Here is a 24632-nt window from a genome sequence, read left to right as displayed (position 1 = left end):
GCGCGGCCGCACCGCCGCCGCCTCCGCCGGTGCCGCAGGCCCCGCCCGTTCCGCCGCCGCCGCCCGCGCCCGCGCCTGCTGCGCCCTCGAGCGCCGAGCAGAATCTCGCTGAAATGGCGCAGCGGTTAGAGGCTGCCCTGCGCCGCCCGGCCGGCGAGACCGTCGCACCTCCGGTTGCGCCGGAACCTCCGGCCGCTCCGGCCCGCGTGGCTCGCAGCGAGCCGCCGGCACCACCGGCCCCGCCCGCAAAACCGGCCGCGGAAAAGACCAGCTTTGAAAATCTCGAAGACGAGATGGCCTCGCTGCTCGGCCGTCCGAAGCCGTCTTCGTGAGGCTGCCGGCCCTCCCGCGTAGAGTTCTTTTTCTTTCTGTCCTGATCGGCGCGGCATCGCTCGCGATGCCGGCGCATGCGCAGGACATCAGCATCAATCTCGGCGGCGGCGCTGGCGGTGGCGGCGTCACCGAGCGCGCGATCCAGCTGATCGCGCTGCTCACCGTGCTGTCGATCGCGCCGTCGATCCTGATCATGATGACGTCGTTCACGCGCATCGTGGTCGTGCTGTCGCTGCTGCGCACCGCGATGGGCACCGCGACCGCCCCGCCGAACTCGGTGATCATTGCGCTCGCGATGTTCCTCACCTTCTTCGTGATGGGGCCTGTCCTGCAGAAATCCTATGACGAGGGCATTCGCCCGCTCGTCGCCAACCAGGTCAGCGTCGAGGACGCGCTCCAGCGCGCTTCCGTGCCGTTGCGCGGCTTCATGCAGAAGAACGTGCGCGAGAAGGATCTCAAGCTGTTCCTCGACCTCTCCGGCGAGCCGCCGCCGGCCACGCCCGACGAGCTCGCCCTTCGCATCCTCGTCCCCGCCTTCATGATCTCCGAGCTGAAGCGCGCCTTCGAGATCGGCTTCCTGCTGTTCCTCCCCTTCCTGATCATCGACCTCGTCGTCGCCTCGGTCCTGATGTCGATGGGCATGATGATGCTCCCGCCGGCGACGATCTCGCTGCCGTTCAAGCTGATCTTCTTCGTGCTGGTCGACGGCTGGTCGCTGGTGGCGGGAAGCCTGGTGCAGAGCTACGGGGGATGACGGCGGCTCAAGGAGACGCCCACCTCCCCTCCGCCTTCAGCCATCGCCTCCGGGCCCCTCCCCGTCAGTGCGAGGAGCCCTTGCGACGAAGCAATCCAGACTACCGCAGCGGAAAGACTCTGGATTGCTTCGCTGCGCTCGCAATGACGGAGGATGGAGCGGCTGGTCGAGCCTACCGCGTCATCTTGATCTGCCGCACGACGGGGATCGTGGGGAGCGAGCCGGTGTGGTCGGTCTCTTCCTTGGCCTGCGGTGAGGCCGGCGCGCGGGCGGTGGCGTCGGGGAAGCGCTGCTTCATCTCGCGCAGGAAGCCGTCGAGCGTATCGACGCTGGCAGCCAGCTTGGCGATCTCGGCGAATTCGGCGCTGGAGGACGCGGACGGCTTGCTCGCGATGTCAAAGGCGACGCGGTCGGCGCTCTCGCTCATCAGCGGCGCGTATTTCTCGCGGAAGCGCGACAGGCCGATCGAGTCGTCGGCCAGCGCGTAGCCGACCGCGGCGCGGATGACGTCGCTCTTCTCCACCGCATTGAGCGGTTTGAAGTCGCGGAAGCGATCGCCGTAGTACAGCTCGATCTGCTCGGCGGACTCGCGCCAGCGCCGCGCTGCCCAGAAGATGTCGGAGCGCAGGCGCAGCACCTCGCGGCCCGAGACGTTGGAGACGATGTCGAGCGCGAGATCGTGACGACCGACGTCGCTCTGCGCCCGCGCCTCCAGAAGCAGGCGCTGCTGCCTGAGCTCGCCGGAGAGATCGCTGATGCGGCTCGCGCGCAGCGCCGTGATCGCCATGTCGGGCCTGCGGTTGGCGAGATAAATCATGGACAGGCGCGCCGCGACCTGCGCGCGGGCCGCGCCTTCGAGGCGATGGTCGACCTGGTATTGCAGCAGCTCGGCGGCTTGGTCGAGCAGGTCGATCGAGGCAAGACGATCGGCAAGACGGCGGATCAGTTCGTCGCCGCGGCGGCCGATCGGCGTCAGCTCGCGGAACTCGTAGAACATCCCGAGCGCCTCGACCGGCGGCAGCTCGTCGCCCTTCGGTCCCAGGAAGATCTGCGTGAACAGCTCGGAGGCAAGGTCCTGCGCCTGGCGCGAGGCTTCCGCATTCGGTTGCAGCTTCGTCGCCGTACGCGCCGCCGTGAGCGCGTCCCGATAGCGCCCGTTCTCGGCGTACAGTCGCGACAGCATCTGGAGCGTCTTGACCTCGATCGAGTCGCCGCGCCAGGTCATCGAGAGCGTCTCGAGTTCGCGCAGCGCGTCTTCCTTGCCGATCTCGTCGCGCTTCTGCCGCAGCGCTATCTCGAGCTGCTTGGCCTCGGCGGCGGCCGGCCGGTCGGCCGAGCCGACCGCGAATTTGTAGTCGTCGAGCGCGTCCTTGTCGTGGCCGAGCGCCTCGGCAAGCCGGCCGCGCAGCACGGCGAAGCCGGGCGCGGCCTCGGGCGAGACGCCGACCACCTCGAGCTCGCTGCGGCGCTTGGAGGCGCCGGCATAGTCCTTCACCTCGAGCGAAGCGCGCATCGCATCCATCGTCACGACGCGCTGGATGTCGAGCGGCAGCGAGGCGATGGCGAACTCGACGTTCTTGAACTTCTCGCGCGCGTCCGCCCATTTGCCCTGGCGCGCATAAGCGAGCGCCTTCCAGAGCTGGGAATCGTGGCTGTTGCCGATCACGGGGTTGGCGAGGTCCTTCAGGCCCTGCGCCGGCCGGCCGATCAGGATGCTGGCGATCGCATGCATGATCAGCGCGCCGCTCTCTTCCTTGTTGAGCGGATCGCCCAGCATCAACTCGGTCACGGCCTTGGCCTCGTGGTACATCGCGCGCGACATGTAGAACTGCGCGAGATCGAGCCGCGGCAGCGAACGCAGCGCCGGCTCGACGTTCGAGATCGCCGTGATCAGGTCGCTCTGGCGCGACATGAAGTTTTCCGACTGCCCCTTGCGCCAGCCTTCGGGGCTGAAGATCGGGCGCACCGCGGTCGGGGCGCGCTCGGCCGAGATGTCGACCGGCGACAGCGTCAGCCCGCCCTTCTTGCCGAGGATGACCTTGTCGGACCCGACCTCGACGCCGACCTCGTCGGAGTTCGGCCGGATCGCGATGCCGTGCGCGGATTCCAGCAGCGAGAGATCGACGAGGTCCTGCCGCTTGATGAAGCCGCGCACCGGGCGCTGCGCGGTGACGACATAGAGCGTGTCGCCGGCATCAGGGTCGGTCAGCTTGTGCAGCAGGCCCGGATTGGCAAAGGGGATCGCGATATTGGCAAGCGCGGGATCGGTGATGTTGCGCGACATCATCAGCGGCAGCGGCGTCGCCTGGATCTTGTCGGCGAGCGTCAGGAGCCAGTTGGTCTCCTTGCCGACCTCCTCGCTCGTCAGCGAGTAGACCAGCGGGCGGGTGAGACGGATGCGCACCGCCTGCCCCTTGTCGAGCGGCACGCGGCCGACCTCGCCGATCATCGCGCCGCCCTTAGTGCGGATCGCCTCGACATCGATCGGCTTCGGCGTATCGAACACCAGCCACACCGTGTCGCCGCGGCGGAACGCCGCCGCGGGCGTTGCGACCTGAAGCGGGAACGTCACCCGCAGGCCGTCGCTGTCGCGGCGCGCATCGACGCTGGCCACACTGGGCTGCGGCACGGCCGGCGCCTCGGCAGGTGCAGCCTTGACTGATTCCTTGGCAGTTTCCTTGACGACTTCCTTGGCCGGCGCAGCTTCCTTCACGACCTCTTTCGGCGCTTCGGCAACAGGCGGCGCAGGCTTCACAGCCTCCTTGGGAGTTTCCTTGGGTGCTTCCTTCGGCACTTCCGCAACGTGCGCAGCTTCGGCCGCAGGAGCCGGAGCCGGCGCCGGCTTCACCGCTTCGACGGACGGCATCGCGGCCGGCGCTTCCGGCTTAACATCGATCTTGGCGTCGCGGGCGATCGTCTCCGAGGTCGGCGGCGCGACCTCGCGATGGACTTCCTTGGCCGCCGGCTTTTCAGGCGCAGGCGCCGGTCCGTGACCGGCGGGCTTGGCTTGCGCGATCACGGACTCTGCCGTCGCGGCCGTCTTGCCCTTGTCCGGCTGGAACGAGACGTCGACGACGTAATTCTTGTCGTCGCGGAACGAGTGCACGTCGGAATCGCCGATCAGCGCGATCTCGACACTGGTCTGGTCGATGTCCGACTTCTGCTTGATCGAGGCGACGTTCGGCGGCGCGGCAACGACCGCGTCGGCCAGATCGAAATTGAGGTTGGCGTTGAACGCCAGCGTGAGCTTCTGCTCGTTGAGCACGGAGGAGACGCCGACGCCGTCGGGCATCTCGAACACGAAGCGCACGAAGGTCGGCTGCACCGAGGCACGCACGCGGATCTGCGGACGCTTCTTGGTCTCGGCGGCGGCGCGCTGGGCGCGCAGCGCGCGCTCGGCGATGCGGGCGCGCTCGGCGAGTTCCTTGACCACGTCCATGGGCAGGGCCGGCGGCGGTCCCTTCCAGCCTTCCGGCAACAGGTCGATGAAGGTGCGCTCGCCGGCATTCATGGTGTTGACGGTGACGCGCCGCGCCAGCGAGAGGCGGATCGCGCCGCCGTCGGGATCGCGGCGGGCGGAATTGACGTAGTCGGGCGCGCCTTCCGGAACGCGATCGACGGGAACGTCGACCGGCCGGTCGAAGCGGACGATGAGGATGGAGCCCGCGGTCGTCACCTCGGACGGAACATCCTCACCGAGCTTGATCACGAGACGGGCAAAGCCGCCGCCGGACGAGAAACTCGCCTCGCCCCTGACAGGATCGGCCGCTCCGGCCGGCGCCGCGAGGCCGATCAGCAGGCAAGCCGCCAGCACGGGTGCCTTGCGGACATGGCGCGACAGCCCCTGCGCCAGGGCGCGGGCTCGCGACACAAATCCAGCGGCAGCCTCTCGCGCCATTGGCGGCATTTCTTCCGTTGCGACGGTCGACGCCGGTCCTGATGCCGGCCCCTGCCCTCGACTTTAAGGTTTTGCCAATTAAGGACTTCTTAAGTATGAGCCCTCAATTCGGCTTTTGCGTCGGCTTGCCGTCGATCTTGGGCAGATCGCCGGCGGAAGCGGATTGATCGCCGCCGCCATTGGCCCGGCGGGCCATTTCGACCGTCAGCCGCTCGGCGGCCTCCGGCGACATCAGCCCGAGGATGTCCGACATCTTTCGCGGCGCGATCGCCGAGGCGATCTCGATCAACACGCCCATCTCGAGGCGATCGAACACCCGCGCGGCGTCCTTGGGCTTCATGCCCTCATACATGGTCACGAGGCCCTTCATGCGCTGGGCTTCGGCGGCCTTCTGCTCGGCCTGCGTCGCGGAGATGCGGGTTTCCACCGCCTTCATCTCCTCGACCTTGTTTTCGATGCGCTTCTCGGCCGACTTCAACAGGCTCTCGCGGATGTCGATCTCGCGCTGGCGGGCCTCGATCTCCTGGCGCCGTGCCTGCAACCGTTCCAGGATCGCGCGCTCAGAGGCCGAGACCTGCGGCTGGGCTTCCTCCACCTTGACCACGGTGCCTTCGGGCTTGGTCTCGGGCGCAGCGGGCTTGGGCGCTTCCTTCGGCGCGCCATGGGTCGAACCGGTGATATCGGGGTCCTCGCGGCCGGTCGGGAAGTTCAAATTCTCCTGCGCCCAGGATTTCTTGGTCTGACTCGGCTTGTAGTCGAAGACGTAACCGCCATTGACCACGAGGCCCGCGACCTTCAGCGTGGCGAGGCCTGCGACGGCGACCAGGACGACCGGAATGACGCGGATGTTACGGAAGGACTTCATACCCTGACTTTATGCGGCAAGACCGTTGGATCGTCGGCGCTCGGAGAAGGCTTCGGCGGCAGCGGCCACCGCCTTCGCCGTCGAGGGTCTGGCTGCGGGTGCGGCAACCGTTTCCGGGCTCGTCACCGGGCGCGCGGCGATCGCGATCTTGGACAGGCGCCGCACCACGTTGTCGGCCTCGCCGAGCTGCTTGTAGAGCTGGTCGGACATTTGCGTCGCCGCAGCAAGCTGGCTGCCGAGGTTCTCGTTGACGTCGCGCACGGCGAGCTTCAGCCCGCCGATTGCGCGCTCGGCGATCTCGGTTGCGGTGATCAGCTCGCCGATGACCGCCTTCAGCGAATGCTCGTCCGCCTTCAGCCGCGTCAGCCGCTTGTTGAGCATCACGCAGTAGACGATGGTGAGCATCAACAGGATAGCCACCAGCGACTCGATTGCCATTCCCAGGGAGTGGTTCATGGGGCCTCCATCATCTTGTTCTGCTCGTCGACCTTCTCGAACATCGCAAGTGTCGTACCTGGCTTGCGCAGGGGTTTCGTCACGCGGATCGCGACACGGTCGCCGACGCGTCCCATCCGTCCTTCGGTCAGCGTGACGCTGCCGCAGCGCACGGTCACGTTGGCATCCGCGCGCATGTCCAGCGGCAGCGTGTCGCCGACCTTGAGCCGCATCAATTGCTTGAGCGGGATGTCAGCCTCGTACAGCACGGCATCGACCGCGATCTCGGCCTGGACGATCTCGGTGGCGAAATGGCCTTCCCAGATCGTGTCGCGGCCGAACTTTTCGCCCATGAACATCTGGAGCAGGACGCCCCGGATCGGTTCGATGGTCGCATAAGGCAGCAGCAGTTCGATGTTGCCGCCGCGATCTTCCATGTCGATGCGCAGGCGCACCAGGATCGCGGCGTTGGCAGGACGGCTGATCGCGGCGAAACGCGGATTGGTCTCGAGCCGGTCGATCGTGAAGGTCACCGGCGACAGCGGCCGGAACGCCTGCTCGGCGTCGGCCAACACCACCTCGACCAGCCGCTTGACCAGCTCGGTCTCGATCGTGGTGTAGGGCCGGCCCTCGATGCGGAGCTGGCTGGTGCCGCGACGGCCGCCGAGCAGCACGTCGATCATCGAATAGATCAGGCTGGAATCGACGACTGCCATGCCGAAGTTTTCCCACTCCTCGGCCTTGAACACCGAGAGCACGGCCGGCAGCGGGATCGAGTTCATGTAGTCGCCGAAGCGCACCGAGGTGATGCGGTCGAGCGAGACTTCGACGTTGTCGGAGGTGAAATTGCGCAAGGAGGTCGTCAACAGCCGCACCAGGCGGTCGAAGACGATTTCGAGCATCGGCAGACGCTCGTAGGAGACCATCGCCGAATCGATGATCGCGCGAATGCCGGAATGGTCGTCGAGCGTGACGTCGCCGACGGTGAAGCCGAGGAGGTTGTCGATCTCCTCCTGCGACAGCACTCGCTCGCCGGAATTCTTGCCGTTGCCGAGATCGCGGCTGCCGTCCTCGACCATGGCCGCCCATTGCAGGGCCATGGTCTCGGATAGCTCGTTTTCGGCAGCGGCCTTCGCGGCCTCCGCGGGATCCTCGGAATCGAGCGACGCCTCCCATTGGGCGGCAATCGCATCCTGGTCCATTTGCTCGTTGCCGGCCATGACGCTAGCTCATCACCTTCCGCAGCGTCCTCACTGGATCACGACTTCCTTGAACAGCACCGCGCTGACCTGGATCGGGGCAACCGCCGCGTTGACGCGCTTGGTCAGCTCTTCCTTGAGGCGGAAGATGCCGGCGGAGCCGTTGAGGTCGGAGGGGCGCAGTTCGCGCACATAGGTCTGGAAGATGTCGGTGACGCGCGGCATCGTCGGCTTGATCGCCTCGATCTGCTTTTCTTCCTTCAGCTCCAGCACGATCTTCAGCCGCAGATATTGCACGCGCTCGCCGGGCGCGCCGGCGAGGTTGACCATCATGTCGGGGACGTCGACGAAGGCCGGCGGCTTCGGCGGCGGCGCCGCCTCGGCATGATGCTCGTCGTCGCCATGGCGGAAGAAGAAGAACCAGGTCGCAGCGCCGCCGCCGAGGACGGCGAGCAGGCCGACGGCCATGATGATGAGCTTGAGCTTGTTCTTCGGTGCAGCGGCTTCCGCGCCTTCGGCGGCTCCGCCGCCTTCCGCTTCATTCTCTGCCATGGTCGCCGCGCTCGTTCATCTCTCAAAGGGGTCGAAAGAGCAAAGCCTCCTGGCAGACAGTGACGCGATACAAATGCCCCAGCGCAATGCGCTCCTCTTGCACGCAAACGCTACGGTAATAATGGTTAACGGTTTCTTTCGATTGGGCCTCCGCTAGGAAAAATCTGCCGGGCAAACATGGCTAACAGACCCTTTCTGCCGCCCTCCGGCGCCCGCTGAAAAACGACAAGCATTTGAAATTACGCAAATTTTCAGGTTGGCACGACTTTCGCTGAGAAAGGGCCGAGACCGAACGGTTTGGGAGAACCCGAGGTCTCGTTCACGGGATCCGCCAAGGCGCTTGGGAGAGCGAGGTGGCAGGTCTCACTCAGGGGAGATCTTCCGATGCAGAACGCGCTTCTGATCGGCTTGTCACGGCAGATGACGTTGGAACGGCAGATGGATGTCGTCGCCAACAACGTCGCCAACGCCAATACCAACGGCTTCAAGGCCGACCATTCGCTGTTCGAGGAGTTCCTCAACTCGAACGCGCGTGAGGACAATTTCATCGGCCGGGACCGCCGGGTCTCCTATGTGCAGGACCGCGGCACCTTCCGCGACGTCGGCCAGGGGCCGATGGAGCCGACCAACAACCCGCTCGACATGGCGATCGACGGCAACGCCTATTTCGCGGTGCAGGCCAACGGCGCCGAGCGCTATACCCGCGACGGCAAATTCTCGCTGAACAGCACCGGCCAGCTCGTCACCTCCGACGGCAACCTCGTGCTGGGCACCGGCGGCCCGATCACCTTCCAGCCCACCGATCACGACATCAACGTCTCGCCCGACGGCACCATCACGGTGCTCGAGGGCACGGCCAGGACCGACTCGATCCGCGGCAAGATCCGCATGGCCTCGTTCGACGATCCGGCCAAGCTGACCAAGCTCGGCGCCAACCTCTATGCCGCCGGCTCCGCGAACCAGCAGGCCGACACCAAGTCGACCGTGCGCCAGGGCTACATCGAGAAGTCGAACGTCAACTCGGTCGGCGAGATGAGCCGCATGGTCGAAGTCATGCGCAGCTACACCGCCATCGCCAACCTGCTCCAGCAGCAGAGCGACATGCACAAGTCGGCGATCGAAAAACTCGCCGACGTTCCGGCCTGATTGAGGGAGAACTGACATGCAGGCGCTTCACACCGCAGCGACCGGAATGGCGGCACAGGAACTCAACGTTCAGGTGATCTCCAACAACATCGCGAACCTGCGCACCACCGGCTTCAAGAAGCAGACCGCGGCGTTCCAGGACCTGATCTACGAGCACGTGCGCCGCGTCGGCGCGCAGGCCTCGGACCAGGGCACCATCCTGCCGGTCGGCGTCGACATCGGCGGCGGCGTCAAGACCGTCGGCACGCCGCGCAGCATGACGCAAGGCACGCTGTCGCAGACCGGCAACGATCTCGACCTCGCGATGTCGGGTGAAGGCTTCTTCAAGATCCTGATGCCCGACGGCACCTATCAGTACACCCGCGACGGCACCTTCCAGATGGACAACCAGGGCCGCGTCGTCACCGCGCAGGGCAATCCGGTGCAGCCGACCATCACCATCCCGAACAACGCCTCCGGCATCACCGTCAGCGAGCAGGGCCAGGTCTCGGTGACGCTGCCGGGCTCGTCGACCTCCTCGATCATCGGCCAGATCGGCGTGACCCGCTTCATCAACAAGGCGGGCCTCCAGCCGGTCGGCAGCAATCAGTTCACCGAAACGCCCTCCTCCGGCCCGCCGCAGGACGGCACCGCGAATTCCGAAGGCTACGGCAAGATCACGCAGGGAAGCCTGGAACAGGCCAATGTCGACGTCGTCTCGGAGATGAGCGACCTGATCGCCGCACAGCGCGCCTACGAGATGAACGCCAAGGTCATCAGCGCCGCTGACCAGATGATGCAATCGACCACGGCGCTGTTCCGCTGAGGTGATGACGATGATCCGCACCACCCTTGCCGCGATCTCCGTTCTGCTCGCACTGGCACTGCCGGCACGGGCCGCCGACGACGGCATCGCCGCGCCGACGCTGCGCGCGAGCGTCACCGTGACCTCGGACGTGGTGCGGGTCGGCGATCTCATCGACAATGCCGGCTCGGCCGCACTGATCCCGGTGTACCGCTCGCCCGATCTCGGCACCACCGGCGCGTTGCCGGTCGCCCAGGTCCTGAGCGTGCTCCGCGCCAAGCAGGTGATCGGCGTGATGACCGGCGACATCAAGGAGGTCCAGGTCACCCGTCTCGCCCGCACGCTCGCCAACAAGGACCTCGAAAACGCGGTCGCGTCCGCGCTCGAGCGCCGCTTCGGCCTTGGCGATGCCGCCAACATCACCGTCACCTTCGATCGCGGCGTTTCCGACATGCGGCTCGACGCCTCCAACACCGGCGCGCTCCAGCCGGTCGCCACCCGCTATGATGCCCGTGGCGGCCGTTTCGACATCGCCTTCGAGATCAGCAACGACAACAATCCGACCGCGACCAAGCTGCGCTTCACCGGCACCGCGATCGAGACGGTGGAAGTGGCCGTGCTGACGCGCGACATCGACCGTGCGGATCTGCTGAAATCCTCCGACGTCACGCTGGAGCGCCGGCCGAAGGCCGAGGTCACCGGCGAGCCCGCCTCGCGCGACCGCACCGTCGGCATGCAGCTGCGCCGGCCGATGCGCGCGGGCACGCCGATCCGCGTCGCCGACATCGTCAAGCCCGACTTCGTGCAGCGCGACCAGAGCGTCACCATCATCTACCAGGTGCCCGGCCTCCACCTCACCACGCGCGGCAAGGCGATCGAGAGCGGCGCCGAGGGCGACACCGTCTCCGTGCTCAACCTGCAATCCAAGCGCACCCTGACCGGGGTCGTCACCGGCCGCGGCCAGGTGACGGTGCAGGGCGCGAGCCAGTCCGCGCCGATGGCGCCGGCGGTCGAGCAGACCTCGTCGCTCAAGCGCGACGAAGCGCCTGCCCCCGCCGCGGCGGCCGCAGCCCTCGCCCAGAGCCTGATCCAGGCGCCGGCGTCGCCGGCCCAGATCGCCCAAGCCCAGATCCCGCAAGTTCGCGTCTCGCAAGCTCCAGCCAAGTCAGAGTAAGTCATGTCCACGTTCAGTTCGGCTTTTCGTCTTCGTCGCATCGCGATCTCTGCCCTGCTGCTGGCCACTTGCGCGCTCGCGAGCGGCTGCTCCTCGATCGACCGCCTGTCGCAGATCGGCGAGCAGCCGAAATTGTCGGCGATCGACAATCCGACGACGCAGCCCGGCTACAAGCCGGTGCAGATGCCGATGCCGAAGCCTGAAGTCGCCTCCTACAATCCGAACTCGCTGTGGCGCAGCGGCAGCCGCGCCTTTTTCAAGGACCAGCGCGCCCACCAGATCGGCGACCTCCTGACCGTGACCGTGAACATCACCGACAAGGCCAACATCGCCAACGAGACCCAGCGCAGCCGCACCAACAAGGAAGACTCCGGGATTACCGACTTCATCGGCTCGCAGACCATCACGCAGGCCAACAAGATCCTGCCCGGCCGCATCCTCACCGCCGACGCCACCGCTTCCAGCGACGGCAAGGGCTCGGTCAACCGCACGGAAGCCTTGCAGACCAACGTCGCCGCGGTCGTGACCCAGGTGCTGCCGAACGGCAACCTCGTCGTCGAGGGCAAGCAGGAGATCCGCGTCAACTACGAGATCCGCGAGCTCGTGGTCGCCGGCATCGTCCGCCCCGAAGACATCCAGAGCGACAACACCATCGACTCCACCAAGATCGCGCAGGCCCGCATCGCCTACGGCGGCCGCGGCCAGATCATGGACGTGCAGCAGCCGCGCTACGGCCAGCAGGTCATGGACGTGCTGCTGCCCTTCTAAGCTTCTCCCGAGCTCCCACATCGTGTTCGCGAACCTAGGCGCGAACGACGATGTACTACGCGGCCCTCGCTAGCTCCCCTGGCGAGGGCCGCATGTATTTTGCCTGCGCCGCCTTAGCGGCGCAGGCTTCTTTCAGAGCAGCATGATCCCGCGGGCTTGCGCCCACCGCTCGAGGATCTTGCACTCCTCCGCGAGCGGCGGACGGTTTGCAAACCCGCGAACCTGAACCGCCCGGGAACGGGGATCCAGCTCGATGGTCAGAAGCCTCTGGGCGCTGCCCGCGGCACGGCGGCGGAGCGACCAGATCGACGCCTGCCCGGCAATGCACTTCGTCGCGTAGCTGGCGACGCAGTGACGCATGCCGCGCGTCTCGTCTACGAGATCGGCCGCAGTCCGGAGCTGGACCACGACATACTCCTCACGCTTGGCCCGGTCCTTGGACGACGTCGTCCAGGACCAGTCCGCGATCGCAGCACCTCGCCAGGCCTCGTCGACATGCTCCGCCGCCAGCCCGCGCGCACGGTTCTGCAGGGCCGCAGCGCGACGGCGCGCGGCCTCGATGCGAGCGATCGCATCGAGATCGCGATGCCACTCGCGCATCTGTCGGCCGAGCGAGACCAGCGAGCGCCCCTTGAGGCTGAACTTACGATTGCGCCGATGGCAATCGGCGAGATAATCGTAGAGATCGTCCATCTCCTCGACCGTGGTGGGATGCGCGCAAAAGAATCGCACCACCTCGCGCCAGAAGCGATGCTGGGCACGCGGCGTCTGCGTGATCCTGGTGCGCGCGATCCGCATCGCAACGGCGGGATCGTCCGCATAGGAGCGCGCAATCGCCTGCCAGATCGCAGCCTCGAAGCTCACGCTCCCCAACGGATTGAGGAACGCATGGACCTCCTTGCGAGACAGCCATGCGCTCGCGCCGGCGCCGTAGAGCGAACCGCCACCAGCCGACACGACGTACCAGCGCTTGCGCAACACGATCTCGTGCGCACCCAGTCCCGCGCCGTCGATCCAGATCTGCTCCAGATGTTCTGCGACTGGATAGCGCGCGAAGAGATGGCGAGCCGCGGCAAGGCGAAGACGCGCGGGATCGCGAGTCTTCATCCGCGGCTTCCAGGCCTGGGCGTCGCGCACGACGTCCGCCTCGAAGCCACGCTTGGCCTCGTAGATCGCGGTCTCGAAATCCGGTGGAGGACGCGTCCGCTGCGACACATGCCGCAGCGACAGCTCATAGGCTTCAACCCGCGCGCGCTCGGCCTCCCGCCGGCGCTGAATCAATGAATGTGCCATTGTCGTTCAACATGATTGGATGACTGTCAGCCGGACGCACTGAGAGCGTCGGCACGGAGCGTGTCGATCGCCACAGACTTTTCACGGCTGGTCTCCTCATTGTTGAACGCGCAGGTTGAATGGGACGGGGCTCATAGACCCGATCGCCGGCGGGCGCAAGATGTCTCTGTCTGATGGGTTCAGAACCTGCACATAGCGAGAGAGGCTCGCGACATTTCAGCAACGCTGCTGCCGCACACGCCGTCCTTGCGAGCGGCCTGTCCGCGGAAGCTCGAAGAGCGAAGCAATCCAGACGGCCCTCGCGGAAAGACCCTGCTTCGTCGCGAAGAGCTCCTCGCAAAGACGAATTCCGAGAACCTCATCCACCCTCTCGTGTCCCGGCTCTGCAGCGCACCGCGAAGAGGCGCTGCGCTGCGTCCGGGGCACGAGATCGCCCACGACGGAGAGAGGGCTACGTGAACTCCACCTCCACCACGCCCAGTCCGTCCAGCTCCATCCGCACCTTGTCGCCGGCCTTCAGCCACAGCGTCTTCACCAGGCTGCCCGTCAGCACGAGTTGTCCCGCATGCAAGGCCTTGCCCTCGGCGGCGAGATGATTGGCGAGCCAGGCGAGTGCGTTGTGGGGGTGGCCGAGCACGTCGGCGCCGGTGCCGTGGCTGACTTCCTCACCGTTGACGATGGCGCGGCCCTTGACCGCCTTCAGGTCCGGCACCGACGAGCGCGGAACCGACGGACCCAGCACGCAGCCGGCCGCGAAGAAATCGTCCGCGATCAGCGTCGGCGCGCCCATCGTCTCCCACTTCACGTAGCGGTCGTCGACGATCTCGATGGCGGGATGATAGGCCTCGACCGCCTCGCCGACCCATTCGGCCGTGAACGGCGCCTCGCCGGCCGCGAGGTCGCGTTTCAGCCGCACCGCGATCTCGCATTCGACGCCGACGCGGACATATTTGGAGGCGGAGAGCTTCACGCCGCTCTCGTGCACGCCCTTCTGGAACACGCCGCCGCCGCAGGGATGCGGGATGCCGATATAATCCTGCATCACCTGGCTGGTGCAGCCGATCTTGTAGCCGACGAGCGGGCCGGCCTGCGGCAGCAGCAAATCGTGCAGCGCGCGCTGGACCTGATAGCCCTCGGCTTCGTCGGCCGGGGGAACCTCAAGCGCTGCAAGCGGCGCATGGTTGCGGCGCGCCAGCGCGATCGCCTTTGCGGCTGCGAGAATATTGTCCATCGGCGCCGCCTCCCACGCTACGCAATCGAGATCCACACTTCAGCATCCCCGCCGGGGCGTGACAAGCGCGGGTGGCGTGGGCCCTCAGCCCTTGACGAGACCGAGCCGGATCAGGCTCTCGGCGGTCGAGAGGATCGCCTCCTGGTTGGAACGGGCCTGCCAGCCGAGCTGCGACCTCGCCTTGGCGCTGGTGGAATGTCGCACCCTTCCGAGCATCGGCACGACCGCGCGCAGCAAGGGAATCCGGTTTGCAGCCACCCGCACCAGCCAGTCCGGAGCCTGCAGCCGCGGAACCCGGCGTGCCCTTGGTCCCAGTTCCCGCCGCAGCACCCTGGCAATGTCGAGGATCGACATCGTCTCCCCGGAAACCGCGATGAAGCGCTCACCCTTGGCCTCTGGGGCCGTCATCGCCCGCAAGTGCAGATCGGCCACATCGCGCACGTCGACCACGCCGAAATAGACCCGCGGAACCGCCGGCATCGCGCCGTCGAGCAGCGATTTGACGATCTCGATCGAGCCGGAGAAGTCCGGCCCCAGCACCGGACCGAAGATGCCGGCGGGATTGACCACCGACAATTCGAGCCCGCCGCCCTCGCCCGCGACGAAATCCCAGGCCGCCCTCTCGGCCAGCGTCTTGGACTTGATGTAGGGCTGCACGTCGGCGCCGTCGAGATTGGTCCAGTCGGACTCGTCGAACGGTTTGTCGCGCGGCGGATGGCCATAGCCGATCGCCCCCAGCGACGAGGTGATGACCACGCGCCTGACGCCGGCCTCGCGCGCGGCACGCAGCACCCGCAGCGTGCCGTCGCGGGCCGGGATGATCATCTCGTTCTCATCCTTGGGAACACTGGTCGAGAGCGGCGAGGCCACATGGAGCACGTAGTCGCATCCCGCGACGGCCTCGCGCCACCCCTCGTCCCGGACGAGGTCGGCGATGAAGAAAGACAGACTTTCGGGGGCGGCCGCCCCGTCCTCCCGCAGCATCGCCAGCACATCGGCCTGCCGCTCCGGCCGGCGCACCGTGGTCCGAACCGCGTGGCCGGCGGCCAGAAGTTGCAGGATGACATGGATGCCGACGAAGCCCGAGCCGCCGGTGACCAGAACAGCGCTCATTGCCAAATTCCCCTCGTTGCACGGGCCGCCGGATTGGTTCCACCAAGGCCCTGCTCAGGGCCGCATCTGGTCACTATGTGCTTGCGGACAAGTAGAATGGATTTCGAGACCGGTATGGAAAATCTGACCAGCCTTTGCGACGGCGACTGCGATTGCAGCCCCGACCCTGCCCTGCTCGCCGACTTCAAGCGCGCCATCCATGCCCTCGGCGGCAAGTGGAAGCTGGAGATCCTGTTCGCGCTGATGAACGGCGTGGTTCGCTTCGGCGCGTTGCGGCGGTCGATCGGCGGCGTCACCCAGCACATGCTGACCACGCAGCTGCGCGAGCTCGAGCAGGACGGGCTGGTGTCGCGAACTGCCTTCGCGGAGAAACCCCTAAGGGTCGAGTACGAGCTGACCGATGCGGCCTACGCCCTGCTGCCGGCGTTTAAGGAAATATTGAGTTGGTCCAGGCTTTATGGGGATGCACGCCTCGTGGCGTCGCAGGAGACCTGATTGCAGCGATGCTTGATGCAGCTGGATCAGCATCTCAACAGCCGAGTCGATCTCGTTGATGCGACTCGCAAAACCTCCCGCACCTGAAGTGAATGTAGTTTCTCATCCGAACTCACGTGAGCTCGGAGGAATTGAGTCTACCCCCTTGATCGCGATTCACTTTTCGCGATCGTAGTCGCGTCGACAGGCGCGGTGGCAAGCGACAGGCAAAATGCTGATCGCGGCGCGAAATGGCGCCTTGCGTCCAAAAACAAAGAGCCGCATCGCTGCGGCTCGGACTCTATTCGTCGCGATAGACCTTCTCGCGCTTCTCGTGGCGCTCCTGCGCTTCCACCGAGAGCGTCGCGATGGGCCGGGCCTCAAGCCGCTTCAATGAGATCGGCTCGCCGGTGTCCTCGCAATAGCCGTAGGTGTTGTCCTCGATCCGCTGGAGCGCGGCGTCGATCTTGGCGATCAACTTGCGCTGGCGGTCGCGGGCACGGAGCTCGATGGCACGGTCGGTTTCGGACGATGCCCGATCAGCAAGATCGGGGTGGTTCACGTTCTCCTCCTGCAGGGCTTGCAGGGTGAGCTTGGACTCTTTGAGGATCTCATCCTTCCAGGCAAGGAGCTTCAAGCGGAAGTACTCCTTCTGCCGGTCGTTCATGAAAGGCTCTTTTTCGGTCGGTCGGTAGTTTTTCAACTTTTCCAAGGGCGGCCTATCTGTCTAAGCAACGACTCGCAAACGGAACGGGGTCCGTTGAGCGGGGCCTTATATAGCGGCCTCCTGTGACAGACAATATTTCCCTGATCGTCCGGTTACCGCCCCCAAGCCCTTGCACAGGAAAGCTTATCCGTAAGGGCCCGGGAGCGGCCGAAGGCCTAGTAACCGACCGTGAAACGCTGCCTCAGATGGGCCGGCTTCTCGATCTCGTCGGCCAGCGCAATGGCGTAGTCCGCGAAGGTGATCCAGCTCTTCCCGTTCGCATCTGCGAGAAGCTGATCGGTGCCGAGCCGGAACTTGCCGGTGCGCTCTCCCTCGACGAACAGCGCCGACGGCGAGATGAAGGTCCAGTTCAGGTCCTTTTCCTGGCGCAGCAGATCCAGGAAGGCGGAACCCTTTTCAGCCTCGGCCTTGTATTGGGCTGGAAAACTGGGGGTTGTGACCAGTTTCACGCCGGGTGCGACCTCGAGGCTGCCGGCGCCGCCGACCACGAGGTAACGGCCCACCTTGGACTCCTTTGCCGCGCCAATCAGCTTGAGCGCGTCGCTGGCGAGGAAGTGCACGGAACTCACGGCAACGTCGTGCCCGGCCCACAGCTTGGTAAGGCCCGCCTGGTCCAGCACGTCGCCCTTGGTGGGGATGACATTCGGCAGGGCCGCGATCTTCCCGGGGTTCCTGGCGATGGCCGTGACCGTGTGGCCGCGGCGGGACAATTCCTTGGTGATCTCCGACCCGGCCCGGCCCGAGGCGCCGGCAACTGCGATTTTCATGGAAGGCTCCTTTGCTTCTGTGGTAACTAACAGAAACTAGATATCGAAAAGAATGCTGGTGTTAAGAGAGCACTTTGTGCTTACCTGATTACGCTGGAGTAACCAGACGCATACCGCAAGCGGCCGGAATGGATTCTGAGGTCCGATGATGAAACCCAACGTCTATGCAGCGAACTGCCCCACGCGCCAGATCCTCGATCGCGTCGGCGACAAATGGGCGGTGCTGATCCTCTTGCTGCTGCGCGAGGAGCCGATGCGCTTCAATCAGTTACGGCGCACGATTGAAGGCATTTCGCAGAAGATGCTGAGCCAGGTTCTCAAATCGCTCGAACGCGACGGATTGATCAAGCGTCACGCCATCGCAACCGTGCCGGTAACGGTGGAGTATTCGATCACGCAGCTCGGGCTGACGCTCGCCGCCGCCGTCGATCCCCTGCGCGACTGGGCCGAGGAGAATCTGAAGGAGGTGCTCGCCGCCCAGCGCCGCTATGACTCGCAGCAGAAGGAGGAAGCGGCGTAAGGCGAGAAGTTTATGGGAGTCCCGTCACCCTCAGGATGACGAATAACGACTAGGCCTGCCCGGCCTTCGCAAGTTCGACCTCGACGCGCAGCTCGATTTCGGAGAGCACGGCATCGAGGCCGGGATCGCCGGACGACGATTTCAGGTTCGCCGCAGCATCGCGCAGCCGCATCACAGTCGAAGCATCGAGATTGCCGGACAGGAGCCCCATCTTGAGATCGTCGAGCACGTCGAGCGCGGTCCTGCCGCGGGCGACCGAGCGCTTGCGACGCTCGACCGGATCCTCTTCGATGCCTTGCAGCGCCAGCAGCCCGTCGAGGCTGGCAGCGGCTTTCGGCGCGGCAGCGCTCCGTGTCTCCTGCGCCGACGAGGTGTCCGGCAGCACGAAGGTGCCGGAGCCCGTCCGCCTGGCCTGGCTGGCCGGCGTTCCAAGCGTGGTGCCGTTCGGTCCGTAGATGCGCATCGCAGCAATCCGGGTGATCGATGCCTCACCTTCGCCGTCTTATGGTTAACGGCGCGTAAACGGCCCGGCAAAATCTGCCGACAGGCGGCAGTTTCGCTCCTCAGCGACAACACGGACTGAGGCCGGTCGAAACAGATTTATTCAACCTATTCAGCGACCTACTCCTCATGCCCCGGGTTGGCACAGCGCTCGCAAGGAAAGCGCCGGACCAGCTCGTCATGGGAGTGTCGTGCAGGTCTTGTCGATTTGAGGAGGCTCTTTGGAAGCCTTGGGGAGCAGAGGATGCCAGGCGTTCGTTGGGTGAGGATTGTTGGGGTGGCCTGCGCCGCGCTGTCAGCGCTGGCGCTGTCGGTCACGTCTGCGGCTGCGACCTCGCGCATCAAGGACCTCGCCAATATCGAAGGCGTGCGGCAGAACCAGCTCATCGGCTACGGCCTCGTCGTCGGCCTCAACGGCACCGGCGACACCCTCAACAACATCCCCTTCACCAAGCAGTCGCTGCAGGCGATGCTCGAGCGCATGGGCGTCAACATCCGCGGCGCCACCATCCGCACCGGCAACGTCGCCGCCGTGATGGTGACGGGCAATCTGCCGGCCTTCGCCACGCAGGGCACGCGCATGGACGTTACCGTCTCCGCGCTGGGCGATGCCAAGAACCTCCAGGGCGGCACCCTGCTTGTCACCCCCCTCCTCGGCGCCGACGGCAACGTCTACGCCGTCGCGCAGGGCTCGCTCGCCATCTCCGGCTTCCAGGCCGAGGGCGAGGCGGCGAAAATCGTGCGCGGCGTGCCGACCGTCGGACGCATCGCCAACGGCGCCATCATCGAGCGCGAGATCGAGTTCGCGCTCAATCGCCTGCCGAACGTGCGCCTGGCGCTGCGCAACGCCGATTTCACCACCGCCAAGCGCATCGCGGCCGCCGTCAACGACTATCTCGGGGTCAAGACCGCCGAGCCGATCGATCCGTCGACGGTGCAGTTGTCGATCCCGCCGGAGTTCAAGGGCAACGTCGTCGCCTTCCTCACCGAGATCGAGCAGCTCCAGGTCGACCCCGATCTCGCCGCCAAGATCATCATCGACGAACGGAGCGGCATTATCGTGATGGGCCGCGACGTCCGCGTCGCCACCGTCGCGGTGGCGCAAGGCAACCTCACCGTCACGATCTCCGAGAGCCCACAGGTGAGCCAGCCCAACCCGCTGTCGCGCGGCCGTACCGTGGTCGCGCCGCGCAGCAGTGTCACCGTGACCGAGGACGGCAAGAAGCTGGCCCTCGTCAAGGACGGCGTCTCGCTCCAGCAGCTCGTCGACGGCCTCAACGGCCTCGGCATCGGCCCCCGCGACATGATCAGCATCCTCCAGGCGATCAAGGCCGCCGGCGCCATCGAAGCCGACATCGAGGTGATGTGATGCAGACCGGCACGATCAACACCGCGCGCCCCGCCACCTCCTCGGCCTTCTCCGTCGAGAGCCGCAACGGCCGGCCCGACTTCGAGCTCGCGAGCGCCCTGCAAAAGGTCGCGCCGCAGCAGCAGGCAAAGGCGCAGAAGACCGCCACCGACTTCGAGGCGATGTTCCTCAACAGCATGTTCTCGCAGATGACCTCGGGCCTGAAGGGCGATGGCCCGTTCGGCAGCACGCCCGGTACCGGCGTGTGGCGCTCGATGCTGACCGAGCAATATTCCAAGAACTTCGCCAATGCCGGCGGCGTCGGTGTCGCCCGCGACGTCTATCGTACCTTGATCATCCAGCAGGCGAAAACCACTCTCCGCACGGCATAAGGTCAAACGAGATGAACCAGTTCACCGCCTCACGTCAGCCGATGCAAGCGCAGCGCCCGAACAACGCGCCCGGCAACGCCGAGGCACGCAAGGTCGCCGAGCAACTGATGGATGCGATGAGCGCCCTGCTCGGACTGATCGAGCACGAGACCGAGCTCGTTCGCGCCGGCAAGGTTCGCGAGGCGATGACGCTCGAGAGCAATAAGCAGGAGCTGTCGCGAAACTATGTCGGCGCCGTCAGCCAATTGAAGGCTAACCAGGCCCAGCTCGCGAAATCCGCGCCCGAGCTGCTCTCGACGCTGCATCGCCACCACGATGCGTTCCGCGCGATGCTCCAGGTCAACCTCACCGTGCTCGCGACCGCGCACGCGGTCTCCGAGAGCGTCGTGCGCGGCGTCAATGCCGAGATCCAGAAGCGCAACGTGCCGAACACCTATACGGCCGCGGGGCGCCGCGCCGCGCCGGGCCCGCGTCACATCACGCCGCTCGCGGTCAGCCGCTCGCTCTGAGCGCACGCAAAAACCAGCTACAATTTTAGGAAAAACCGCGCGGCGATTTGGTCGTGCGGTTAGGCACGTTTCCTTACCGGGTGTTCAATCCTGGTGTTCCATGGTTGCGTATTGAGAGGGGTTGGGATTTGACTCACGTAAGGCAACCAGGAGGCTGCCATGAGTACAGATTTCAGCATCAGGCCGGTGGGGATACCGGCCCCCGCGCAGTACGTAGCGACGTCGAATTCGGCGGCGAACGAGGCCGTGCAAACTGATTTGCCGGTGAGTCAGACGGTCGCCGCAAGCGATACCGGCGCGGCTGTGCGCAATGATTTGCCGAACAACGAGAACGTCTCGCGCCAGGTCGTGTTCGACCAGGCGGCTGCGTCCTTCGTCTTCCAGGTCGTCAACGACAGGACCGACGCGGTGGTGAACCAGTTCCCCGACGAAGCGATGCTGCGCCGGCGGGCCTATTTCCATGCAGAGGATCTGAAGTCTCAGCCCTCGCGCCCGCTGAATACGGACCTCAGCGCCTGACCATCAGGTGCCGAGCGGGGCAACAACGGCCCTTTCGGGATTGCGCACGCCGGTCGCGGGATCGGCGACGACGTTGTCGAGCCGCGCCCTGCAGCTATCCGCCAGCGTGAACTTGGTGTTGCCGCAGCGGAACGAGCCGTCCTTGATCAGCACCTCACTCATGCCGCGAGGCACGATCGTTCCGACGGTGGATTACGGCCGTCCGGACAGACCGGCAGCGATGTTCCGGTTGATCTCGATCAGCGGACGGAAGTGATCGAACTGCGGGCTCATCTGGAGCGCGGCGGTCTGGCTCAGCACGAACACGCTGATGTTGGCGATCTTCTGGCGCACGTCGATCGGCTGCGGATTGTTGTCGCGCATCGCCTCGCTCAGAAAGATCGTCCAGAGCTTGCGATTGAACATCAGGGCCTGCGTGGTCTGCTCGCTGAACGGGTCGGCGTTGTTGACCGCGTCCTGAAGCTTGTTGGCGGCCTTGAGCAGGGTCTGCGCCTCGATGTCGCGAGGAGATGCGGTGGTCGTAGCAACACGCGCATAGGCCGAGGCAGCGGAATTCGACATCAATCACACCCTGGAGGTTACCTAGCCCGTTGAACGCGCTTAAGGATTTCTTTCCCAACCCTAGGCAGCACCGCTTAAGATTTGCTTACGTGTGTGCTTGGAAGCACTCCGGATTATTACGGGTCGCGGAGCATCTTCGTCGCCAAAGCTAAATGCGTACATGCACGCTGTAAACTCGTCCGGCACGATGCGCATCAATCTCAGCTAATCCTGTCTTAGCGATCTCCGTAAAAAGAACGGCGGAGCGTTAGCCCCGCCGCGATGACTCGCGTTGCGATCATGCGCCGCGAAATTAGCGGAGCAGCTGCAGCACGCTCTGTTGCGACTGGTTGGCCAGCGACAGCGCGGACACCGCGATCGACTGGCGGGTCGACAGCGCCTGGCTGTTGGCCGCTTCCTCGTTGGTGTCGGCCAGCGTCAGGTTCGACGAGCCGGTCTGCAACACGTTGATCAGGTTCTTGGAGAAATCCTGACGCACCTGCACGATCGAGAGGTTCGAACCGAGCGATGAACCTTCCGAGCGCAGCCTGCTGGAGGCGGCATTCAGGCTGGACAGCACCTTGTTGGTGGCGCCGTTATCGATGAAGTCCGTGCCGGGAACGAGGTTGCTGAGACCGAGGCCAGCCGCGTTGAACACGACGCCGTTGATGCCGAGCGTGGAGCTGCCGGTCTCGTTGAAGACCAACTTCAGCGTGTCGCCGTTGAGCAGGTTGATGCCGTTGAAGGACGAGTCCTGCGACGTCGTGTCGATCTGCGCCAGGATGTTGTTGAACTGGCTGACCAGGCTCGAACGCGCGGTCTGCGCGACGGGATCCTGAACCGGGGGCTGCGCGGTGGTGAAGGCGAGCACGCTGGTGAGCGTTCCGCCGACCGCGCCGCCGGCGGCGGTCGAACCAAGGGTCGAGGACGCGTATTCGTTGACGGTGGTGACCGTCAGCACGCCGTTGGCATCGATCGTCGCCGTCAGGTGGTTCGCCTGAAGCTGCACATTGAGCTGGTCGAGCGTCTTGACGGTGCCGTTGGTGCCGTCGCCGAAGGTAACGTTCACCGGCGTGCCGCCGTTGAAGGAGGTGAAGGTCAACGTCTTGCCGCTGACACCGCCGACACCGGAGGTGCGCGCCGCAGTGAATGCGGTCGCCGTCCCCGTGTTGCCGCTGAGGCCGAACGCACTGAGCGCGTTGCCGGTGCCGGTGATCGAGAGGTCGGCGTTGACGCCGGTGGAGAGCGCAAGCTGGCCGCTGCTGTTGACCGACGACGGGATCTGGCCCGAGGTCGTCGTCAACGTCGCCGCACCATTGAATATGCTGGCGGTCTTGACGCCGGTGGCAAGGTCGATCGAGTTGAGCAGATCGGTGAGCGTCGCGCTCTGGATATAGACCGTCGAATTGCCGTTGCCGTCGGTGACGACGTTGCCGCTGACGCCATAGCCGGTGGCCACGCTTGCCGCCGATTGCGGCGTCTGGGCATTCTTGAACGTGATGGTGTGGCCGTCGATGTTCAGCGTCGAGCCGTCTTGGACGAGAGTGCCGAGCGAGCCGGCGGTCGTCGACCGGTTCGCGGTCACGCTTGCATTGCCCGCGCCGGTCGCCGACGTCAGGCCGAGCTTGTTGAGGAAGTCGGCCTTGCCCGTCACGCTCAGATCGGCGCCGGTCGAGCTCTTCAGCGTCAGTGCGCCCGCCGTGATGGACGATGCCACCTGAAGCGTGCCGACGGGACCTGCCGAGCCGCTCACGGCGATGGTCGCCGCGCTTGCGCTGATGGTTGCGGTCTTGACGCCGCTGGCGAGGTCGATCGCAGTGAGAACGTCGTTGACAGTCGCGCCGGGCGCAGCCGCCGTTCCCTCATAGACGATCGAATTGCCGTTGCCGTCAGTGGCGATGTGTCCGCTGGCATCGAGGCCCCAGCCGGTCGGCTGGGTGGTCGGAGCGATGCCGGTGCGGAAGGTGATGGTCTTGCCGTTCACCGTGACGGTGTCGCCATCCGCGGGCGGCGCGCCGAAGGTGGTGGATGCCGTGGTGCCGAGCAGTGTGGCGGTTCCGGACAGTGCGGTGGTGCCGTCGGCTGCGAGCGCTGCGGTGCCGGTAAAGGTACCAGCGCTCGAGCCGAGCGAAGCACCGAGCGCGGCGGTTCCCGTCACGGGGGTCACGCCACCGGCAGCGCCGGTATAGAGCACGTTGCTCTTGGCGGTCGCGCTCGCGTAGGAGGTCGTGCCGCGCAGGTCGGCGGGCGTCGCTCCGGGAATTGTGGTGGAGACGTTCGACTTGGTGGAATAACCGACCGTGGTCTGGAGCGCCTGGTTGGCGATCGATTTCGCGCTGTCGATCAGCTTTTGCAGCGAGGTGATGCCGGTGTTGGCGGCCTGAAGCACCTGCACACCGTTGTTGATGCCATCGAGCAGGTTGCTGATGTCGCTCGCCCGGTTGTCCAGCCCCTGCGCCGTGAAGAAGTTGGTGGGATTGTCGAGCGCCGTGTTGACCTTCTTGCCGGTCGACAGCCGCTCCTGCGTCGTGGCCAGCAAGTCGGCCGTCGACTGCAGCGACAACAGGTTCTGGCGAACGGACGCCGAGAGAACGATGTTGGACATTGGCGAGTCTTCCTCTTGAACCGGGTACGAATCGGCCGCGCGGTCTGGAAAGCGGGCTTTTGTCCAGTTTTAGGAGGTGTCCTTTAAAGTATGGTTAACGCCGGTTTAAGCGATAGGGTTAATGGCTGGTGAACGCCCCTTCCCGCCCCCGGACGCAAAAAAGAGCGGCGGGACCAAAGGCCCGC

25 protein-coding genes and 1 pseudogene are annotated in these 24632 nt (G+C 65.5%); 12 read left to right on the top strand and 14 right to left on the bottom strand.

Annotation, left to right across the window (positions count from 1 at the left end; genetic code table 11):
- Positions 1-332, top strand: a pseudogene (locus RAD15_RS40515) (flagellar biosynthetic protein FliO); the annotation flags it as partial.
- Positions 329-1087: a flagellar type III secretion system pore protein FliP gene (fliP, locus tag RAD15_RS40510; RefSeq protein ID WP_458184295.1), complete on the top strand. Its 759-nt coding sequence runs from the start codon at positions 329-331 to the stop codon at positions 1085-1087. The pseudogene RAD15_RS40515 and the gene fliP, both read left to right, overlap by 4 nt.
- Before the next feature lie 172 nt (positions 1088-1259).
- On the opposite strand, the gene RAD15_RS40505 is transcribed toward fliP, so the two are convergent.
- The 5 genes from RAD15_RS40505 to fliL all read right to left on the bottom strand — a co-directional run bounded on the left by RAD15_RS40505 (position 1260) and on the right by fliL (position 8036).
- A complete protein-coding gene (locus RAD15_RS40505) occupies positions 1260-4985 on the bottom strand; it encodes a tetratricopeptide repeat protein (protein ID WP_458184294.1) in 3726 nt (1241 codons plus the stop codon).
- Between the two features lie 103 nt (positions 4986-5088).
- The gene (locus tag RAD15_RS40500) at positions 5089-5850 is read right to left on the bottom strand and encodes a MotE family protein (protein WP_458184293.1); all 762 of its coding nucleotides are present in this window, start codon (positions 5848-5850) and stop codon (positions 5089-5091) included.
- A gap of 9 nt (positions 5851-5859) precedes the next feature.
- Positions 5860-6306 carry a DUF6468 domain-containing protein gene (locus RAD15_RS40495; protein ID WP_458184292.1) on the bottom strand — a complete coding sequence of 149 codons (447 nt, stop codon included), beginning with the start codon at positions 6304-6306 and terminating at the stop codon, positions 5860-5862.
- Positions 6303-7505 carry a flagellar motor switch protein FliM gene (gene fliM / locus RAD15_RS40490; RefSeq protein WP_458184291.1) on the bottom strand — a complete coding sequence of 401 codons (1203 nt, stop codon included), beginning with the start codon at positions 7503-7505 and terminating at the stop codon, positions 6303-6305. The genes RAD15_RS40495 and fliM overlap by 4 nt, the downstream gene beginning before the upstream one ends.
- Positions 7506-7535: 30 nt before the next feature.
- Positions 7536-8036, bottom strand: coding sequence for a flagellar basal body-associated protein FliL (fliL, locus tag RAD15_RS40485; protein ID WP_458184290.1), 501 nt, complete (start codon positions 8034-8036; stop codon positions 7536-7538).
- A gap of 384 nt (positions 8037-8420) precedes the next feature.
- Here fliL and flgF point away from each other — a divergent pair, with 384 nt between their 5' ends.
- Genes flgF through flgH form a run of 4 tightly spaced genes read left to right on the top strand, consistent with a single transcriptional unit; the run spans position 8421 to position 11908 of the window.
- Positions 8421-9182: a flagellar basal-body rod protein FlgF gene (gene flgF, locus RAD15_RS40480; protein ID WP_458184289.1), complete on the top strand. Its 762-nt coding sequence runs from the start codon at positions 8421-8423 to the stop codon at positions 9180-9182.
- Between the two features lie 16 nt (positions 9183-9198).
- Positions 9199-9987: a flagellar basal-body rod protein FlgG gene (gene flgG, locus RAD15_RS40475; protein ID WP_458184288.1), complete on the top strand. Its 789-nt coding sequence runs from the start codon at positions 9199-9201 to the stop codon at positions 9985-9987.
- 10 nt (positions 9988-9997) lie between these two features.
- On the top strand, positions 9998-11140 hold the full coding sequence (gene flgA / locus RAD15_RS40470) for a flagellar basal body P-ring formation chaperone FlgA (RefSeq protein ID WP_458184287.1): 1143 nt from the start codon (positions 9998-10000) through the stop codon (positions 11138-11140).
- A gap of 3 nt (positions 11141-11143) precedes the next feature.
- Positions 11144-11908 (top strand): flagellar basal body L-ring protein FlgH, encoded by a 765-nt coding sequence (flgH, locus tag RAD15_RS40465; RefSeq protein ID WP_458184286.1) that lies wholly within the window; start codon positions 11144-11146, stop codon positions 11906-11908.
- Between the two features lie 132 nt (positions 11909-12040).
- Here the strand turns inward: flgH and RAD15_RS40460 are convergent, their stop codons facing one another.
- The 3 genes from RAD15_RS40460 to RAD15_RS40450 form a co-directional block, all read right to left on the bottom strand.
- The gene (locus RAD15_RS40460) at positions 12041-13201 is read right to left on the bottom strand and encodes a PcfJ domain-containing protein (RefSeq protein ID WP_458184285.1); all 1161 of its coding nucleotides are present in this window, start codon (positions 13199-13201) and stop codon (positions 12041-12043) included.
- Between the two features lie 451 nt (positions 13202-13652).
- The gene (locus RAD15_RS40455; protein WP_458184284.1) at positions 13653-14432 is read right to left on the bottom strand and encodes a 2-keto-4-pentenoate hydratase; all 780 of its coding nucleotides are present in this window, start codon (positions 14430-14432) and stop codon (positions 13653-13655) included.
- Between the two features lie 84 nt (positions 14433-14516).
- Entirely contained in the window at positions 14517-15545 is a 1029-nt protein-coding gene (locus RAD15_RS40450) for an SDR family oxidoreductase (protein ID WP_458184283.1), read from the bottom strand.
- A 96-nt stretch (positions 15546-15641) separates the two neighbouring features.
- Here RAD15_RS40450 and RAD15_RS40445 point away from each other — a divergent pair, with 96 nt between their 5' ends.
- Entirely contained in the window at positions 15642-16040 is a 399-nt protein-coding gene (locus RAD15_RS40445) for a winged helix-turn-helix transcriptional regulator (protein ID WP_458184282.1), read from the top strand.
- A 280-nt stretch (positions 16041-16320) separates the two neighbouring features.
- Here the strand turns inward: RAD15_RS40445 and dksA are convergent, their stop codons facing one another.
- Together dksA and RAD15_RS40435 are read right to left on the bottom strand one after the other, a co-directional pair.
- Positions 16321-16686: an RNA polymerase-binding protein DksA gene (gene dksA, locus RAD15_RS40440; RefSeq protein ID WP_008554760.1), complete on the bottom strand. Its 366-nt coding sequence runs from the start codon at positions 16684-16686 to the stop codon at positions 16321-16323.
- A 215-nt stretch (positions 16687-16901) separates the two neighbouring features.
- A complete protein-coding gene (locus RAD15_RS40435) occupies positions 16902-17513 on the bottom strand; it encodes an NAD(P)-dependent oxidoreductase (RefSeq protein ID WP_458184281.1) in 612 nt (203 codons plus the stop codon).
- 145 nt (positions 17514-17658) lie between these two features.
- On the opposite strand from RAD15_RS40435, the gene RAD15_RS40430 reads away from it, so the two are divergent.
- A complete protein-coding gene (locus RAD15_RS40430) occupies positions 17659-18033 on the top strand; it encodes a winged helix-turn-helix transcriptional regulator (RefSeq protein WP_458184280.1) in 375 nt (124 codons plus the stop codon).
- 49 nt (positions 18034-18082) lie between these two features.
- Here RAD15_RS40430 and RAD15_RS40425 read toward each other — a convergent pair whose 3' ends face one another.
- Positions 18083-18496 carry a flagellar assembly protein FliX gene (locus RAD15_RS40425; protein ID WP_458184279.1) on the bottom strand — a complete coding sequence of 138 codons (414 nt, stop codon included), beginning with the start codon at positions 18494-18496 and terminating at the stop codon, positions 18083-18085.
- 282 nt (positions 18497-18778) lie between these two features.
- On the opposite strand from RAD15_RS40425, the gene RAD15_RS40420 reads away from it, so the two are divergent.
- The 4 genes from RAD15_RS40420 to RAD15_RS40405 all read left to right on the top strand — a co-directional run bounded on the left by RAD15_RS40420 (position 18779) and on the right by RAD15_RS40405 (position 21302).
- Complete coding sequence (locus tag RAD15_RS40420) at positions 18779-19903, top strand: flagellar basal body P-ring protein FlgI (protein ID WP_458184278.1); 1125 nt, start codon at positions 18779-18781, stop codon at positions 19901-19903.
- Positions 19903-20274 carry a flagellar assembly peptidoglycan hydrolase FlgJ gene (gene flgJ, locus RAD15_RS40415; RefSeq protein ID WP_458184277.1) on the top strand — a complete coding sequence of 124 codons (372 nt, stop codon included), beginning with the start codon at positions 19903-19905 and terminating at the stop codon, positions 20272-20274. Before RAD15_RS40420 ends, flgJ begins: the two co-directional genes overlap by 1 nt.
- Before the next feature lie 11 nt (positions 20275-20285).
- Positions 20286-20783, top strand: a complete 498-nt coding sequence (locus RAD15_RS40410; protein WP_458184276.1) for a hypothetical protein — start codon at positions 20286-20288, stop codon at positions 20781-20783.
- Positions 20784-20942: 159 nt separating this feature from the next.
- Complete coding sequence (locus tag RAD15_RS40405; protein ID WP_458184275.1) at positions 20943-21302, top strand: hypothetical protein; 360 nt, start codon at positions 20943-20945, stop codon at positions 21300-21302.
- Between the two features lie 3 nt (positions 21303-21305).
- Here RAD15_RS40405 and RAD15_RS40400 read toward each other — a convergent pair whose 3' ends face one another.
- From RAD15_RS40400 to RAD15_RS40390, 3 genes are all read right to left on the bottom strand, one after another.
- Positions 21306-21464 (bottom strand): hypothetical protein, encoded by a 159-nt coding sequence (locus RAD15_RS40400; protein WP_458184274.1) that lies wholly within the window; start codon positions 21462-21464, stop codon positions 21306-21308.
- Between the two features lie 30 nt (positions 21465-21494).
- Positions 21495-21863: a flagellar biosynthesis regulator FlaF gene (gene flaF / locus RAD15_RS40395; RefSeq protein ID WP_458184273.1), complete on the bottom strand. Its 369-nt coding sequence runs from the start codon at positions 21861-21863 to the stop codon at positions 21495-21497.
- A 292-nt stretch (positions 21864-22155) separates the two neighbouring features.
- On the bottom strand, positions 22156-24447 hold the full coding sequence (locus RAD15_RS40390; RefSeq protein WP_458184272.1) for a DUF1522 domain-containing protein: 2292 nt from the start codon (positions 24445-24447) through the stop codon (positions 22156-22158).
- Between the last annotated feature and the right edge of the window lie 185 nt (positions 24448-24632).

This window comes from Bradyrhizobium sp. 14AA, from assembly GCF_054185205.1.
This window is presented reverse-complemented; position numbering and strand designations above follow the sequence as displayed.

Bases quoted from the DNA above. Each gene is read 5' to 3' on its own strand.
- RAD15_RS40505 (WP_458184294.1), bottom strand. From the start codon at position 4,985: ATGGCGCGAGAGGCTGCCGCTGGATTTGTGTCGCGAGCCCGCGCCCTG.
- RAD15_RS40500 (WP_458184293.1), bottom strand. From the start codon at position 5,850: ATGAAGTCCTTCCGTAACATCCGCGTCATTCCGGTCGTCCTGGTCGCC.
- RAD15_RS40495 (WP_458184292.1), bottom strand. From the start codon at position 6,306: ATGAACCACTCCCTGGGAATGGCAATCGAGTCGCTGGTGGCTATCCTG.
- fliM (WP_458184291.1), bottom strand. From the start codon at position 7,505: ATGGCCGGCAACGAGCAAATGGACCAGGATGCGATTGCCGCCCAATGG.
- fliL (WP_458184290.1), bottom strand. From the start codon at position 8,036: ATGGCAGAGAATGAAGCGGAAGGCGGCGGAGCCGCCGAAGGCGCGGAA.
- flgF (WP_458184289.1), top strand. From the start codon at position 8,421: ATGCAGAACGCGCTTCTGATCGGCTTGTCACGGCAGATGACGTTGGAA.
- flgG (WP_458184288.1), top strand. From the start codon at position 9,199: ATGCAGGCGCTTCACACCGCAGCGACCGGAATGGCGGCACAGGAACTC.
- flgA (WP_458184287.1), top strand. From the start codon at position 9,998: ATGATCCGCACCACCCTTGCCGCGATCTCCGTTCTGCTCGCACTGGCA.
- flgH (WP_458184286.1), top strand. From the start codon at position 11,144: ATGTCCACGTTCAGTTCGGCTTTTCGTCTTCGTCGCATCGCGATCTCT.
- RAD15_RS40460 (WP_458184285.1), bottom strand. From the start codon at position 13,201: ATGGCACATTCATTGATTCAGCGCCGGCGGGAGGCCGAGCGCGCGCGG.
- RAD15_RS40455 (WP_458184284.1), bottom strand. From the start codon at position 14,432: ATGGACAATATTCTCGCAGCCGCAAAGGCGATCGCGCTGGCGCGCCGC.
- RAD15_RS40450 (WP_458184283.1), bottom strand. From the start codon at position 15,545: ATGAGCGCTGTTCTGGTCACCGGCGGCTCGGGCTTCGTCGGCATCCAT.
- RAD15_RS40445 (WP_458184282.1), top strand. From the start codon at position 15,642: ATGGATTTCGAGACCGGTATGGAAAATCTGACCAGCCTTTGCGACGGC.
- dksA (WP_008554760.1), bottom strand. From the start codon at position 16,686: ATGAACGACCGGCAGAAGGAGTACTTCCGCTTGAAGCTCCTTGCCTGG.
- RAD15_RS40435 (WP_458184281.1), bottom strand. From the start codon at position 17,513: ATGAAAATCGCAGTTGCCGGCGCCTCGGGCCGGGCCGGGTCGGAGATC.
- RAD15_RS40430 (WP_458184280.1), top strand. From the start codon at position 17,659: ATGATGAAACCCAACGTCTATGCAGCGAACTGCCCCACGCGCCAGATC.
- RAD15_RS40425 (WP_458184279.1), bottom strand. From the start codon at position 18,496: ATGCGCATCTACGGACCGAACGGCACCACGCTTGGAACGCCGGCCAGC.
- RAD15_RS40420 (WP_458184278.1), top strand. From the start codon at position 18,779: ATGCCAGGCGTTCGTTGGGTGAGGATTGTTGGGGTGGCCTGCGCCGCG.
- flgJ (WP_458184277.1), top strand. From the start codon at position 19,903: ATGCAGACCGGCACGATCAACACCGCGCGCCCCGCCACCTCCTCGGCC.
- RAD15_RS40410 (WP_458184276.1), top strand. From the start codon at position 20,286: ATGAACCAGTTCACCGCCTCACGTCAGCCGATGCAAGCGCAGCGCCCG.
- RAD15_RS40405 (WP_458184275.1), top strand. From the start codon at position 20,943: ATGAGTACAGATTTCAGCATCAGGCCGGTGGGGATACCGGCCCCCGCG.
- RAD15_RS40400 (WP_458184274.1), bottom strand. From the start codon at position 21,464: ATGAGTGAGGTGCTGATCAAGGACGGCTCGTTCCGCTGCGGCAACACC.
- flaF (WP_458184273.1), bottom strand. From the start codon at position 21,863: ATGTCGAATTCCGCTGCCTCGGCCTATGCGCGTGTTGCTACGACCACC.
- RAD15_RS40390 (WP_458184272.1), bottom strand. From the start codon at position 24,447: ATGTCCAACATCGTTCTCTCGGCGTCCGTTCGCCAGAACCTGTTGTCG.